Origin of the sequence: Nonomuraea sp. SBT364, from assembly GCF_001083785.1 — a bacterium.
Lineage (GTDB): Bacteria > Actinomycetota > Actinomycetes > Streptosporangiales > Streptosporangiaceae > Nonomuraea.
This window is the reverse complement of sequence record NZ_LAVL01000060.1, coordinates 1-14882: the sequence shown is the minus strand read 5'-3', so window position 1 is coordinate 14882 and position 14882 is coordinate 1. Positions and strand designations below refer to the sequence as shown.

Here is a 14882-nt window from a genome sequence, read left to right as displayed (position 1 = left end):
CGGCATGCCCCGACAGGTGGATCATGATGAGCGGCGACGCCGGCTGACCGAGGCGCTGCTGCGGATCGCCAGTACCCGCGGTCTGCGGGCGGTGTCGATGCGGGAGATCGCCGCCGAGGCGGGGGTCTCGCTGCGCGTGGTCCAGTACTACTTCACGAACAAGCAGGCCCTGCTCGAATCCGGCCTCACCGAACTGGGCGCCCGCATGGACCGCCGGGTCAAGCAGCGGGCCGCCGCCTCGGGGGAGCTGACGCCGCGGGGCGTGCTCGCCGCCGTGCTCGGCGCGATCCTGCCCTTCGACGAGCAGAGCGAACTGGACTCCATGGCCTGGACCGCCTACTACAGCGCCGCGCTCACCGATCCGGCCCTCGCCGCGGTCGGGGTCACCCTGCCCAACGCGCTGGAGGACTTCCTCACCGCCCGGCTCGCCGCAGCGCGGCAGGCCGGGGACATCGCCCCCGATCGTGACCCGCGTACCGAGGTCGCCGGTCTGCTGGCTCTCGCCAACGGCCTGACCTCCAGTGTCCTCAGCCGTCAGCGCAGCCACGCGGCCGCCACCGAGATCATCGACTACTACCTGGACCGCCTGTTCGGACCGGCGGCCACCTGACCCGGCTACGCCGGTCGGGTCTCACGTCAGGGGCACGGCAGCGCTGATCGTGGTGCCTTCTCCGCGTACCCCGTTGACGGCCAGGCGGCCGCCCAGGCCCGCGATCGTGGCCCGCCGGTCGCGCAGCACGGCCTCGAAGGCGTCCGCCGACGTGCCCGAGCCGTCGTCGCTGACGGTCAGGCGAAGCCTGCCGGCCGTCAGGGTGAGGGCGACGGAGACGGTACGGGCCGAGCCCTGCCGCTCCACCTCCTCCAGGACGTCACGGAGCATGCCGTGCGCGAGCCCGGCCGCCATGGCCGGAAGGGGCTCCCGCGGCAGGGCCCAGACCCGCACCGTGATCCCGGTCCGCGCCGACCACTCGGCCAGGTGGTCCGCCAGAGGAACCGCGCGCATGGATGTCCTTTCGCGTCGTCCGCCGGGTCCGCGCCACCAGGATCGGGGCGGCGCGATTGTTCGGCAGCCCCCATCCAGCAGGCAAACAACGCATTTATCGGCAAAATGGACCGGGTTTGCGGCTGAAGGGTCTTGGTCGTCCAGGGGAAGGAGTGCCGCTGCGGTGGGTCGTCGTGAGAATCCGGTGGATCCGGCGGCGGGGCCGGTCGCCCGCTTCGCCTCCGAGTTGCGTCAGCTGCGCAAGGAGGCGGGCGGCCTCACCTACCGGGCCATGGCGGCGCGCGCGGGCTACTCGGTCACCACGCTGTCTCAGGCGGCGGCCGGTGAGCGGCTGGCATCGCTGCCCGTCGTCCTCGCCTTCGTGGAGACGTGCGGCGGAGACGCCGGAACATGGGAGCGCCGATGGCATCAGATCGCCCACGAACTGGCCGGCGCGAGACAGGACGAGGACGCCGCCGCCGGACCGTACCTCGGCCTGGCCCCGTACGACATCCACGACCGCGGTCGCTTCTTCGGACGTGACCGGCTCGTCGGGGAGTTGTACGAGTTGCTCCGGCGGCATCGTTTCGCCGCGGTGTTCGGCCCGTCGGGCAGCGGCAAGTCGTCGCTGCTGCGTGCCGGGCTGGTGCCCGCGGCGGACGGCGAAACGGGCGAACCCCTGGGGGAGAGCCGCGTCCTCACCCCCGGCGCTCACCCGATGCGGCACGCCGGCCGGCTCACCGGCGGCGAGGGCGGCTCCGGCACGCTGATCGTGGTCGACCAGTTCGAGGAGGTCTTCACGCTCTGCCGGGACCCGCGCGAGCGCGCGCAGTTCATCGACCTGCTGCTCGCCGCGCGCCAGGCGGGCAGCCTGACGCGGGTGGTCATAGCGGTTCGCGCCGATTTCTACGGGCGGTGCGCCGAACACCGCGAGCTGACCGCGGCCCTGCGCCGGGCCAACCTGCTGGTGGGGCCGATGCACCAGGAGGAGCTCAGGGAGGCGATCGTCCGGCCCGCCATGGCCGAGGGGCTGACGGTGGAGCGGGCGCTGACGGCCGCGATCGTCGCCGACGTCGCCGACGAGCCCGCGGCGCTCCCGCTGATGTCGCACGCCCTGCGGGAGGTCTGGCGCCGCCGTACCGGGAAGACCCTGACCCTGGCCGCCTACGAGAGCGTGGGCAGGGTCCACGGGGCGATCAGCCACACGGCGGAGCAGCTGTACGCCGGGCTGTCACCGGCGCAGGCGGTGATCGCCCGGCGCATCCTGCTCAGGCTGATCAGCCCGGGCGAGCAGGCCCAGGACACGCGCCGTCCCGCCGCCCGGGCGGAGCTGGACCCGTACGGCGGGACGGACACCGCGCCGGTCATCGAGCGGCTGGCCGCGGCCAGGCTTGTCACGCTGCACCGGGACACGGTGGAGCTCACGCACGAGGCCCTGATCGAGTCGTGGCCACGGCTGCGCGGCTGGGTGGACGAAGGCCGCGACCGCCTGCGCGCCCACCGGCAGCTGACCGAGGCGGCCCAGGCGTGGCAGGCGCACGGCCGCGACTCCGGGCTTCTCTACCGGGGCGTCCGCCTGACCGTCGCCGACAGGCTGTTCGCCGAGCCGGGGCACCGGGCCGACCTCACGCCCCTGGAACGCGACTTCGCCGACGCGAGCGCCGCGCTGGCCCGGCGCACCTCCCGCGCGCGGGTCGCCGTCTCGGCCGTCCTGGTGGTGCTGCTGGTGGCCTCCATGGCCGCGGCGGGAGTCGCCGTCCGGCAGGCCGGCCTCGCCGACGACCGGCTGGCCGAGGCGACGGCCCGGCTGGCCGCCAGGCGTGCCGCCGCCCTGCGGATGAGCGACCCGAAGCTGGCCCGCCGGCTGAGCGCCGCGGCCTGGCGCATCGCGCCGGTTGCCGAGACCAGGGGCGAGCTGATCGACTCGATGACGTTTCCGCTGGTGGACGTGGTCACCGTCCCGTACGGCGGGACCGATCTGGCGCACTGGCTCAGCGTGGACGGCGCCCGGCTGGCCGCGCACACGCCCGGCACGGGGGCCGGGCCGGGTGCGCTGCGCGTGCTCGACCTGGCCACGAACAGGGAGGTCGCCCGGGCGGCCTGGAGCGGGCAGCGGGTCTCGAACGTGGTGTGGAGCCCCGACGGCCGCACGCTGGCGGTGGACGACGGCGCCAACGCCCAGCTGTGGGCCGTCGGCGCCGCGGGCCTGACGGAGCTCGGCGTGGCGTTCCCCGGCCTCGCCCCGGCGGAGTTCAGCCCGGACGGCCGCCTGCTCATCGGGGTTCGCGGGGGCAGGAGTGAAGCGTGGAGCATCGCGGACCGGGCCCGCGTGCTCGACGAGCCGGTCGGCGCCGTCAGTCCCGACGGCCGGCTGGCCCTGGTGATCACGGCGAGGCCCGGGGGAGCGGCCGCCTCGCCGGCTTCCGGCGGCAGGGTGGAGCTCTGGGACCTCGGCCGGCGCGCGCCGCTCCGGGCTGCCTGGCTGCCGCGGACCGCGACGGAAGGCGTGTTCAGCCCGGACGGGAGGCATCTGGCCCTCTCCACCGGCGAGGGCATCCGGCTGTGGGAGATCTCCTCGGGCGAGGAGGTCCTGCCTCCGCTGCTCCCGCCCGCGCGGCGGCTGGAGTTCAGCGCCGACGGCCGGTTCCTGGCCGGGGTGCGGCCCGGAGGCTGGGTGGCGCTGTGGCGGGTGGACGACGGCACGCCGATGCTGGGCTTCTCGCTGCTTTCCGACGGCGGGAAAGGCGGGCCCCGGTTCTCGCCGGACGCCCGGACGCTGCGGGTGGCCGGCCAGTTCGGCACGGTGAACGTGCTGGACATCTCCCCCTTCACCCACGCCGAGGTGCTCGGCCCGGCCGGCGGCCGGCGGCTGCTCAGCCCGGACGGCCGTTTCCTGGTGACGGAGCGCCGGCGCGCGGGCGAGCCGGAGGTGCGGATCTGGGACGTCGCCGCGCGTGCGCCCGTGGGCGGGCCGCTGCCCGTCGGCGACCCGCCCGGGAGCGATCCCGCGCAGACGGCGTACTCCCCGGTGTTCAGCCCGGACGGGCGCACGCTGGCGCTGACCCATTCCGCGTCGCCCGTGGTGACCCTGTGGGACGCCGCGAGCGGCCGTGGCCTCGGCGCGCTGCGTGCCCGGCGGCAGGGGGCCGCCGGGGTCCTGACCGCGGCCTTCTCCCCCGACGGCCGGACGATCGCGATCGTCCCTCTCGGCGCGGGCCCGGGCGGCGGACGGGCGACCGGCGGCCTGCACGTCGACGACCTGGAGCTGTGGGACGCCGGAGGCGGGCGATGGATGCGGACCGTCCCCGGCGTGGGATCGGGCGTGCTGATCTTCGAGCCGGACGGGCGCCGGCTGCTGGTGGACGGATCCGGCAAGGGACGGGTCCTGGTCGACACGGCCACCGGGGAGATGGTCCCGCACCCGTCCGACGCCCGCGCCAAGGGGCGGATCCTGTTCAGGGGGGACAGCGGGGACAGCGGGGAGGGGGTCACGGGAGGCACTGCCGCGATCGGCGGCACGGACGGGCGCCTGACCTTCTGGGACAGGATGTTGCGCCGCCCGCTGGCCCCGCCGCAGACCGCGTACGCGGCTTCGGTCGAGGCTCTGGTCCCCTACCTCGGGGGTGAACTCCTCGCCACCGTCGCCGCCGAGGGCGAGTACGGCATCCAGCTGTGGGACTGGCGGGAGTTCCAGCGGATCGCCGCGCCGATCAGCTACGGCTCCCGGTCCGTGCCCGCCGTGGCCTTCAACCGGACGGCGCTGCTCATCTCCTCCGCCGACGGGTCCCTGCGCGAGATCACCGTCGATCCGGGCGCGGCCACGGCCACGATCTGCCGCCGCGACGGCGGCCTGTCGCCCGCCGAGTGGCGGCAGCACATCCCGGAGCTCGCCTACCGGGCGACCTGCGGCCACTCCTGACCGCGTGTCACGACCGGGACCCGGTGCGGCCGGCCGCCAGGTGGGGCCGCAGGGTCTCGGCGAGGTCGTGGCGAAGGGCGGCCGTCAGGGTGTCGTCGCCGCTGAGGGCCCACACGATGAGCGTCCCGTTGTAGGTGATCTGCACGGCGCGGGCCAGCGCCGTCACGTCGGCGCCGGGCGCGAGCTCGCCTGCCGCGACGCCGTCGGCGAGCAGTTCGGCGATCTCCTGCCGCATCCGGCGGGTGTGCTCGGCGGCGTGCTCGCGGAAGTCGGGATCAGTCAGGTCGAGCTGCAGGAAGCCGAGGCTGCCGGCCAGCTCGCGGGGGGTGGAGACGCCGGAGGCGAGCGAGGCGAGGGCCGCGTGCAGGGCGGCCAGCGGTGAGGCGTGCTCGCACCGGGCCTGTTCGAAGGGGGCGCCGGCGGTGCGGGCGGAGTGGGCGGCGACGGCGAGCAGCAGCCCGCGTTTGGAGCCGAACCGCTGCACGAGCGTGGCCGCGGCGAGCCCGGCCTCGCGGGCGGCGGCGGCCAGGGTGAAACCCTGCGGCCCGTGCAGGCTGATCGCCCGCGCCGAGGCCCGGAGGATCGCTTCGTCGCTGGTCGTACGGGGTCTGGCCATGCGTCTCCTTCGCGCCCTGTTTATAAACGAGCATACATTTACTAATGTGTGGTCCATGACTTCATGGAAAGACGTCGAAGCCGAGGCCCCCGGGCTGGCCGCGACCGTGCGCCGGCTGCTGGAAGGGCAGCGGCACAAGGTGCTGGCGACCCTGCGCGCGGACGGGTCGCCGAGGGTGAGCGGCACGGAGTCGCAGTTCCGCGACGGCGAGCTGTGGATGGGATCGATGGCGGGCGCCGTCAAGGCGCTCGACCTGCGCCGCGACCCGCGCATGGCGCTGCACGTGACCACGCCTGCCGAGCCGCCGGGCGGCGGGGCCTGGGAGGGTGACGCGAAGCTGGCCGGGCGGGCGGTCGAGGTCACCGACGAGGCGACGCTGGCCGCGTTCGAGCTGCCCGGCACCGATTCGCACCTGTTCAGGATCGAGGTGGCGGAGGTGGTGCTGACCCGGGTGGAGGGCGACGAGCTCGTCATCGACATGTGGCACCGGGGCAAGGGCGTCCGCCAGGTCCGGCGTAAGTGATCTACATTGTAAAGGCGCTCAGTGGACGGAGAATCCGCCGTCCACGTACAGCATCTGGCCGGTGACGAACGCCGAGGCATCGCCGGCCAGAAACACGGCGGCACCGGCGAAGTCGGCCGGGACGCCGTTGCGGCCGGCCATGTGGCGGGCGGCCAGTTGTTCGACACGGCCGGGGACGGCCTTCACCGGCTCGGTGAGCGGGGTGAGCACGAACCCGGGGATGATCGTGTTGACGCACACGCCGCGCGCCGACCACGCTTCGGCCTGGGAGCGGGTGAGCCCGCCGATGGCGGCCTTGGCCGCGCCGTACACGCCGCTGTCGCCGAAGGCGCTGATGGTCTGCTGGGAGCCGACGTTGATGACGCGGCCCCAGCCGCGTTCGGCCATGCGGGGGCCGAAGTGCTGGCCGAGCAGATAGGGGGCGGTCAGGTTGACGGCGATGGTCTGGTCGTAGTCGTCCTCGGTGAGCTCGGCCATGGGCTTGCGGATGTTGTTGGCGGCGTCGTTGACGAGGATGTCGATCCGCCCGGCCTGCTCGCACACCCGCCTGACGGCGGCGCGGTCGCCGAGGTCGGCGCTGATGGCGGTGGCGCCGACGCCGTGCCCGGTGAGCCGGTCGACGGCCTTGTCCAGCTCGGCCTGCCTGCGGGCGACGATGACGACCTCGGCGCCGGCCCGGCCGAGCGCTTCGGCCATCTCGTAGCCGATGCCGGAGCTGCCGCCGGTCACCAGCGCCCGGCGGCCGTCGAGGGAGAACAGCTCACGCAAGTAGTCGGACATGGCCGATGAAGCTAGCACGACACCTTCGCCGTGGCGTTGACCGGGGGAAGGTGGGCCGTCGCCCGCCGACCCGGTTTCCGACGACAGCCGCTGGGTGACGGGCCACTGGCTGGGCGCCTCTGGGGGAACGCTGCTGTAGCGGGCCGGTGTTCGCGGCGCTGCCCATAGGCCGGTTGCGCGGCAGATGCGGGAACAGGTAGGCTCGACTGCTCAGCAGATCAGCGGCAGTCCACAGAGCCTCCTATTAGGAGTATATCAGAGAATGGCTAATCGTCAAGATGCTCTTGCCGAGGCCCTTGACACCGAGCAGGGTGTCGTCTCGGCGCTGTACGGCAGGCTGGACGAAACGCGGCAGCGGGCGGCGCGGACGTTGCGCGACCTGCACGCCGGTGGCGCCGGCGGCTCGCGGCAGGCGCGGGTGGAGCGGGAGGTGCTGGCGGCCGAGCAGGCGCGCCGATTGGCGCAGCTGAACGCGGTCGAGCGTGGCCTGTGCTTCGGCCGGATCGACGACCGGGCGGGCCGCGCGACGTACGTGGGGCGGATCGGCCTGCGCGACGAGGAGCACGAGTCGGTGCTGATCGACTGGCGGGCGCCGGCGGCCCGCCCGTTCTACGTGGCGACCGCGACCGATCCGGGCGCTGTGGTGCGGCGCCGTCATCTGCACACGCGTGAGCGTACCGTCGTGGGGCTGGACGACGAGGTGTTCGACCTGGAGGGGATGAGCGACGGCGACCGGCGTTCGCTGGTGGGCGAGGCGGCGCTGCTGGCGGCGCTCCGGCGCGGCCGTACGGGCCGGATGGGTGACGTGGTGGCGACCATCCAGACCGAGCAGGACCGGGTGATCCGCGCCTCGCTGCAGGGGGCGCTGGTGGTGCAGGGCGGCCCGGGCACCGGCAAGACGGTCGCGGCGCTGCACCGGGCCGCCTACCTGCTCTACACCCACCGTGACACGTTGGAGCGGCGTGGTGTGCTGGTGGTGGGCCCGAACGCGATGTTCCTGCGCTACATCGGCCAGGTGCTGCCGGCGCTGGGCGAGACGCAGGTGGTGATGGCGACGCTCGGCGAGCTGTTCCCCGGGGTGGTGGCGACGGCGGCCGACCCGCCGCGCACCGCGATGGTCAAGGGTGACGCGCGGATGGCGGAGCTGGTCGCGGCGGCGGTGCGCGAACGTCAGCGGGTGCCGGGCGGCGACCTGGAGGTGGTGTCGGACGGGCTGACGCTGCGGGTGCCGGGCGAGGTGTGCGAGCGGCTGCGCGAGCGGGCGCGCGCGGTCCGGCTGCCGCACAACATGGCGCGCAAGCTGTACGTGACCGAGCTGCTGAAGGAGCTGGCCCTGGCGGAGGCGCGGGCGCTGGAGGCGGCGCTGCGTCTGGCGGAGATGGAGCTGGAGGATCCGGAGCTGCGTGAGCCGCTGGATCTGGAGGACGAGCTGGACGAGGTCGACGTGGCGCTGGCGTCGCAGCGGCTGTGGGCCGAGCCTGCGGTGCGGCGGGCGGTCGACGGGCTGTGGCCGGAGCTGACGCCGCAGCGGCTGGTGTCGGAGCTGCTGGCCTCGCCGCGGACGCTGAAGGCGGTGGCGCCGGCGGGGCTGGACTGGCGGCCGCTGGTGCGCGCTCGGGACGCGGAGTGGACGGTGGGCGACGTGCCGTTGCTGGACGGGGCGGCCGCGCTGCTGGGCCACGACGACTCCGCCGAGCGGACGGCGGGCCGCCTGGCCGAGCGGGAGCGGCGTGAGCGGGAGCTGTACGCCTACGAGGTGCTGGCGACGACCGGCCTGCTGGAGGAGGGCGTCTTCAAGGAGGCCGGGATGCTGGCCGAGCGGCACGACGGCGGCGGTGACGACCTGACGACCGCGGATCGGGCGGCGGCGGACCGGACGTGGGCGTACGGGCATGTGATCGTCGACGAGGCGCAGGAGCTGTCGGCGATGGCGTGGCGGCTGGTGATGCGGCGGGTGCCGGCCAAGTCGCTGACGGTGGTGGGCGACATCGCGCAGACGGGGTCGGCGGCGGGCGCGCGTTCGTGGGGTGAGGTGCTGGATCCGCATCTGCGGGGCCGCTGGCGGGTGGAGCGGCTGGAGGTGAACTACCGGACGCCGGCGCAGATCATGCGGGTGGCGGCCGGGGTGCTGCGCGCGATCGACCCGGGGCTGACGCCGCCGGAGTCGGTGCGTGAGGGCGACGCGCCGCCGAGGGCGGTGCGGTGCGGCCTGGCGGAGCTGCCGGCGCTGGTGGCGGAGGAGCTGGCGGCGATCGGCGAGGGCCGCGCCGGGGTGCTGGTGCCGGACGGGCTGCGGGGGCGGGCCGGGGAGCTGTTCCCGGGCGGTGACCTGGACGCGCCGGTGGTGGTGCTGACGGTGACGGAGGCCAAGGGGCTGGAGTTCGACGCGGTCGTGGTGGTGGATCCGGCGGGCATCGCGGCGCAGTCGCCGATGGGGCTGCGGGATCTGTACGTGGCGATGACGCGGGCGACGCGGCGGCTCACGGTGGCCCACGAGGGCGACCTGCCCGAGGTGCTGTCCGCCCTCACGTATGAATCTACAAAGTAAAGGAGGCGGGCCGGGGCGATTCAATCGAATCGCCCCGGCCCGAAAAACCAGCGCCGACGGGAGAGCCTCAGTCGCCGTACAGCTTGTCGGCGACCTGGCGCAGGCGGGTGGTGACGTGGTCGAGGCAGCGCAGCGTCTCGGTGTCGAGGTGCTCCATGATGCGCCGGTACTGCTGCAGGCCGGTGTTGTTGATCTCTTCGACGAGCTTGGCGCCGGCATCGGTGAGTTCGACGCGGCGTACGCGGCGGTCGTGGGGGTCCTCGTGGCGGCTGACGAGGCCGTGGGCGACGAGGCGGTCGACGAGCCCGGTGACGGTGGCGAGGGCGACGCCGAGGTGGTGGGCGAGGTCCTGGCCGGTGGCGGAGCCGTTGACGGCGACCAGCATGATGACTTTGAGCTGGCGCATCGTGAGGTTGGAGGTGAAGAGGGGGGATTTGTGCTGGGCGAAGACTCTGCCGAGGCCGCGCTGGGTTTCGGTGATCCGTTGGATCAGGTCTTCGCGTTCGTCGTTCACATGCACCTCTCGGTTCCTGAGAAGGTTATCAGGAAAGTCATGTAGGGCTAAATATTCGTATCAGGCGAAGTGTTAGTCTCGGGGCGAACTCTTGAAGGGGACCTCCATGACCGCACTCGCCCGGTTGAGCCTTGCCAACCGCAGCCTTGTGATACTGATCGCGGTCGTGCTCAGCGCCTTCGGCGCGTTCACGATCCCGCAGCTGAAGCAGCAGTTGCTGCCGTCCTTGTCCTTCCCCGGCGCGTTCGTGGTGGCGCCTTATCCGGGGGCTTCGCCGGAGATCGTGGAGGAGCAGGTCACCGAGCCGCTGGAGGATGCGTTCCAGGGGCTGGCCGGGATGGAGTCGATGACGTCGACGTCGAAGGAGGGCCTGGCGCAGATCCAGGTGGCCTTCACGTTCGGGACGGACATCGAGCAGTCGGTGAGCAAGATGCAGCAGGCGGTGAGCCGGGTGCAGAGCCGGCTGCCGGCTGACGTGGAGCCGCAGGTGGTGGCGGGTAACACCGATGACCTGCCGGTGCTGGTGCTGGCGGTGGGTGACGGCGGCGATCCGCGGGCGATGGCGGACAAGCTGAGTCAGATCATGGTGCCGGAGATCCAGTCGGTCGAGGGGGTGCGGGAGGCGGAGGTCACCGGCACTCGTGACGAGGTCGTGACGATCACGCCGGACGCGAAGAAGATGGCGCTGGCGGGGGTGTCGGCGGCGCAGATTCCCGAGGTGCTGAAGGCGAACGGGACGCCGATCCCGGCGGGCACGCTGGTGGATGACGGTAAGTCGCTGACGGTGCAGGTGGGTGCGCGGGTCGATTCGCTGGCGGAGTTGAAGGCCCTGTATCTGACGCCGGCTCAGCCGCAGGCGCAGCCGGGCCAGCCGCAGTCCGGTCAGGCGCGTCCGGGCCAGGCCCAGGCTCAGCCGCAGGGCCGGCCTCAGGGGCAGCAGCCGCAGGGGCAGCCGCAGGCGGTGGTGCAGCCTCGGCCGTTGAAGCCGGTGCAGCTGGGTGATGTGGCGACGGTGGAGCGTGGCCTGGCGGCCGCGACGACGATCACGCGGACGGACGGCAGGACGAGCCTGGGCGTGTCGGTGACGATGACGCCGGACGGCAACGCGGTGACGATCTCGCACGCGGTGCGCGACAAGCTGCCGGAGCTGACGCGGGCGCTGGGCGACAGTTCGGACACGGCGGTGGAGGTGGTCTTCGACCAGGCTCCCTACGTGGAGGAGTCGATCGAGAACCTGACGACGGAGGGCCTGCTGGGTCTGGCGTTCGCGGTGCTGGTCATCCTGGTGTTCCTGCTGTCGGTGCGGTCGACGATCGTGACGGCGGTGTCGATCCCGCTGTCGGTGGTGATCGCGCTGCTGGTGCTGTGGGCGGGCGACTATTCGCTGAACATGCTGACGCTGGGCGCGTTGACGATCGCGGTCGGGCGGGTGGTCGACGACTCGATCGTGGTGCTGGAGAACATCAAGCGTCATCTCGGCTACGGGGAGGCGAAGCTGTCGGCGATCCTCGCGGGTGTGCGTGAGGTGGCGGGGGCGGTGACGGCGTCGACGTTGACGACGGTGGCGGTGTTCGTGCCGATCGCGGTCGTGGGCGGCATGGTGGGTGAGTTGTTCAGCCCGTTCGCGATCACGGTGTCGGTGGCGTTGCTGGCGTCGCTGGTGGTGTCGCTGACGGTGGTGCCGGTGATGGCGTACTGGTTCCTGAAGGCGCCGGCGCTGTCGCCGGAGGAGGCGCGTAAGCAGCGTGAGGAGGCGGAGGCCAAGGAGCTGCGCAGTCCGTTGCAGCGGGCTTATCTGCCGGTTCTGCGGTTCGCTACCCGCTTCAAGCTGGTGACGGTGCTGATCGGGGTGGCGGTGTTCGTCGGCACGATGGGGCTGGCGGGCGGTCTGCAGACGAACTTCCTGGATTCGTCGGGGCAGAATTCGATCTCGTTGAGTCAGCGGATGCCGGTCGGGACGGATCTGGAGACGACGGACGAGGCCGCGGCCAAGGTGGAGGACGTGCTTTCCGGTGTGGAGGGCGTGGAGTCGTACCAGGTGACGGTGGGTGGCGGGAACGCGATGATGGGCGGGGCCGGGGGTGGCGCGGATCGGGCGTCGTACTCGGTGACGCTGGCGGAGGGTGCGGACACGCCGGCTGTGGAGCGGGCGTTGCGTGACCGGCTGGCGGATCTGTCGGGGATCGGTGAGGTGACGGTCGGCGGCGCGGGCGCGGGCGGGTTCTCCTCCGATTCGGTCGAGGTGATCGTACGGGCGCCGGACTCGCAGGCGTTGCGGTCGGCGGCGGACGCGGTGGCGTCGGCGATGGGTCAGGTTCCGGGGTTGCGTGATGTGGCGTCGAACCTGGAGTCGAGCGCGCCGCGGATCGAGGTGCGGGTCGACCGGGAGGAGGCTGCCGAGCGTGGCCTGTCGGAGGCGCAGGTGGGTCAGGCGGTGGCGCAGGCGTTCCGTGGTGCGCCGCTGGGTCAGCTGACGCTGGACGGCCGGGCGAGTGATCTGGTGCTGCGGGGTGGTGACGCGCCGGAGGATGTCAAGGCGGTGGAGGGTCTGCGGCTGCCGACGGCGGCGGGGCTGGTGAAGTTGTCGTCGGTGGCGGAGGTGGAGCGGGTCGCGGGTCCGACGCAGGTGACGCGGATCGACGGGGAGCGGTCGGCGACGGTGTCGGCGAAGGCGACTGCCGCGGATCTGGGCAGTGTGACGCAGGCGTTGACGGAGAAGCTGGACGGTCTGGGGTTGTCGGCGGGTGCGTCGTACGAGATCGGGGGCGCGTCGGCGGATCAGCAGGAGGCGTTCGCGGATCTGGGGCTGGCGATGCTGGCGGCAATCGCGATCGTGTTCATGATCATGGTGGCGACGTTCCGGAGTTTCGTGCAGCCGTTGATCCTGCTGGTGTCGGTGCCGTTCGCGGCGACGGGCGCGGTGGGGTTGCTGGTGGCGACGGACACGGCGATGGGTGTGCCGGCGTTGATCGGCATGCTGATGCTGATCGGCATCGTGGTGACGAACGCGATCGTGCTCATCGACCTGATCAATCAGTATCGGGATCAGGGGATGGGTGTGGTGGAGGCGGTCATCGAGGGTGGCCGGCGGCGGTTGCGTCCGATCCTGATGACGGCGGTGGCGACGATCTGCGCGCTGACGCCGATGGCGCTGGGCGTGACGGGGTCGGGCGGGTTCATCTCGCAGCCGCTGGCGATCGTGGTGATCGGCGGGTTGATCACGTCGACGTTGCTGACGCTGGTGCTGGTGCCGACGCTGTACACGATGGTGGAGCGGGCCAAGGAGCGGCTGCGGGGGACGCCGCAGGAGCCGAAGGCGGGCAAGGTGCTGGAGCCGGCCTGATCTTCCGGTGTGGTCGTGGCGGGCGTCTTCCCTTCTCGGGGAGGCGCCCGCGGGCGTTGCGGGGTGGTGGGTCTCCTCGGTGCGGTGCGGGCTGAGCGGGGTGAATACACTTGTCCAACGTGACTTCGAAGCCTCGCATCCCTGACGTTCTGGCCGCTCGTTACGCCTCCGCGGAGCTGACGCGCCTGTGGTCTCCCGAGTACAAGGTGGTGGCGGAGCGCCGGCTGTGGCTGGCGGTGCTGCGGGCCCAGGCGGAGCTGGGCGTGGCGGTGCCGGAGGGGGCGGCGGCCGATTACGAGAAGGTCGTCGAGCGGGTGGATCTGGATTCGATCGCGGCGCGTGAGCGGGTGACGCGGCACGATGTGAAGGCGCGGATCGAGGAGTTCAACGCGCTGGCGGGGCATGAGCAGGTGCACAAGGGGATGACCTCGCGTGACCTGACGGAGAACGTGGAGCAGTTGCAGGTGCGTGACAGCCTGCTGCTGGTGCGTGACCGGGTGGTGGCGTTGCTGGCGCGGCTGGCGGAGCTGGCGGCGCGCTATGACGAGACGGTGATGGCGGGCCGTTCGCACAATGTGGCGGCGCAGGCGACGACGCTGGGCAAGCGGTTCGCGTCGGCGGCCGATGAGTTGCTGGTGGCGTATCGGCGGTTGGAGGAGCTGCTGGCGCGTTATCCGCTGCGGGGGATCAAGGGGCCGGTGGGGACGGCTCAGGACATGCTGGATCTGCTGGGCGGTGATGAGGGGGCGCTGGCGGAGCTGGAGGGGCGGGTGGCGGCTCATCTGGGGTTCGCCGACCGGTTCACCAGTGTGGGGCAGGTCTATCCGCGGTCGCTGGATTTCGAGGTGGTGACGGCGCTGGTGCAGCTGGCGGCGGCGCCGTCGTCGCTGGCGAGGACGATCCGGCTGATGGCGGGGCACGAGCTGGTGACGGAGGGGTTCAAGGAGGGGCAGGTGGGCTCCTCGGCGATGCCGCACAAGATGAACACGCGCTCGTGTGAGCGGGTGAACGGGCTGACGGTGGTGTTGCGCGGTTACGCGTCGATGGTGGGGGAGCTGGCGGGGGACCAGTGGAACGAGGGTGACGTGTCGTGTTCGGTGGTGCGGCGGGTGGCGTTGCCGGACGCGTTCTTCGCCTTCGACGGGCTGGTGGAGACGATGCTGACGGTGCTGGAGGAGTTCGGGGCGTTCCCGGCGGTGGTGTCGGCGGAGCTGGACCGGTATCTGCCGTTCCTGGCGACGACGAAGATGCTGATGGCGGCGGTGCGTGCCGGGGTGGGGCGTGAGCAGGCGCATGAGCTGATCAAGGAGCATGCGGTGGCGTCGGCGCTGGCGATGCGGTCGCGGGGGGCGGCCAACGAGTTGCTGGCGCGGCTGGCGGCCGATGAGCGGTTCCCGCTGGATCGGGCGGAGCTGGAGGGGTTGCTGGCGGACCGGGTGTCGTTCACGGGTGCGGCGGCGGGTCAGGTGGCGTCGGTGGTGCGGCAGGTGGGTGAGGTGGTGGCGGCTCATCCGGAGGCGGCGGCTTACCGGCCGGGCGCGATCCTGTGACGTCGGGGCTGCCGGCGCCCGCTGCTCTGCGTGGGGCGGGGGGTGTGCGGGAGCTGGTGTCCCTGGCGCAGGTGCGTGAGGCGTGCGGGGATGACGATCTGCTGGTG

10 protein-coding genes are annotated in these 14882 nt (G+C 72.4%); 6 read left to right on the top strand and 4 right to left on the bottom strand.

The genetic code is table 11. The features are described 5' to 3' along the window. The first annotated feature begins 4 nt into the window (after positions 1-4). The gene (locus ADY59_RS24875; RefSeq protein ID WP_049566254.1) at positions 5-610 is read left to right on the top strand and encodes a TetR/AcrR family transcriptional regulator; all 606 of its coding nucleotides are present in this window, start codon (positions 5-7) and stop codon (positions 608-610) included. A 21-nt stretch (positions 611-631) separates the two neighbouring features. Here the strand turns inward: ADY59_RS24875 and ADY59_RS24870 are convergent, their stop codons facing one another. Then, positions 632-1003, bottom strand: coding sequence for an ATP-binding protein (locus ADY59_RS24870; protein WP_049566253.1), 372 nt, complete (start codon positions 1001-1003; stop codon positions 632-634). Positions 1004-1166: 163 nt separating this feature from the next. Between ADY59_RS24870 and ADY59_RS24865 the strand changes: the two genes are divergently transcribed. After that, positions 1167-4901, top strand: coding sequence for an nSTAND1 domain-containing NTPase (locus ADY59_RS24865; RefSeq protein WP_063780773.1), 3735 nt, complete (start codon positions 1167-1169; stop codon positions 4899-4901). A gap of 7 nt (positions 4902-4908) precedes the next feature. On the opposite strand, the gene ADY59_RS24860 is transcribed toward ADY59_RS24865, so the two are convergent. Next, positions 4909-5517, bottom strand: coding sequence for a TetR family transcriptional regulator C-terminal domain-containing protein (locus ADY59_RS24860; protein WP_063780772.1), 609 nt, complete (start codon positions 5515-5517; stop codon positions 4909-4911). Between the two features lie 55 nt (positions 5518-5572). Between ADY59_RS24860 and ADY59_RS24855 the strand changes: the two genes are divergently transcribed. Beyond that, the gene (locus ADY59_RS24855) at positions 5573-6040 is read left to right on the top strand and encodes a pyridoxamine 5'-phosphate oxidase family protein (protein WP_049566249.1); all 468 of its coding nucleotides are present in this window, start codon (positions 5573-5575) and stop codon (positions 6038-6040) included. 18 nt (positions 6041-6058) lie between these two features. Here ADY59_RS24855 and ADY59_RS24850 read toward each other — a convergent pair whose 3' ends face one another. After that, positions 6059-6820 carry an SDR family NAD(P)-dependent oxidoreductase gene (locus ADY59_RS24850; protein ID WP_049566246.1) on the bottom strand — a complete coding sequence of 254 codons (762 nt, stop codon included), beginning with the start codon at positions 6818-6820 and terminating at the stop codon, positions 6059-6061. Between the two features lie 262 nt (positions 6821-7082). On the opposite strand from ADY59_RS24850, the gene ADY59_RS24845 reads away from it, so the two are divergent. Next, positions 7083-9368, top strand: a complete 2286-nt coding sequence (locus ADY59_RS24845) for a HelD family protein (protein ID WP_049566244.1) — start codon at positions 7083-7085, stop codon at positions 9366-9368. 67 nt (positions 9369-9435) lie between these two features. Here the strand turns inward: ADY59_RS24845 and ADY59_RS24840 are convergent, their stop codons facing one another. Beyond that, a complete protein-coding gene (locus ADY59_RS24840; RefSeq protein WP_049566243.1) occupies positions 9436-9882 on the bottom strand; it encodes a MarR family winged helix-turn-helix transcriptional regulator in 447 nt (148 codons plus the stop codon). Positions 9883-9988: 106 nt separating this feature from the next. Between ADY59_RS24840 and ADY59_RS24835 the strand changes: the two genes are divergently transcribed. Both ADY59_RS24835 and purB read left to right on the top strand, forming a co-directional pair. Further along, a complete protein-coding gene (locus ADY59_RS24835; protein ID WP_049566240.1) occupies positions 9989-13225 on the top strand; it encodes an efflux RND transporter permease subunit in 3237 nt (1078 codons plus the stop codon). Positions 13226-13344: 119 nt separating this feature from the next. Further along, positions 13345-14775: an adenylosuccinate lyase gene (purB, locus tag ADY59_RS24830; RefSeq protein ID WP_049566321.1), complete on the top strand. Its 1431-nt coding sequence runs from the start codon at positions 13345-13347 to the stop codon at positions 14773-14775. Positions 14776-14882: the final 107 nt, after the last annotated feature.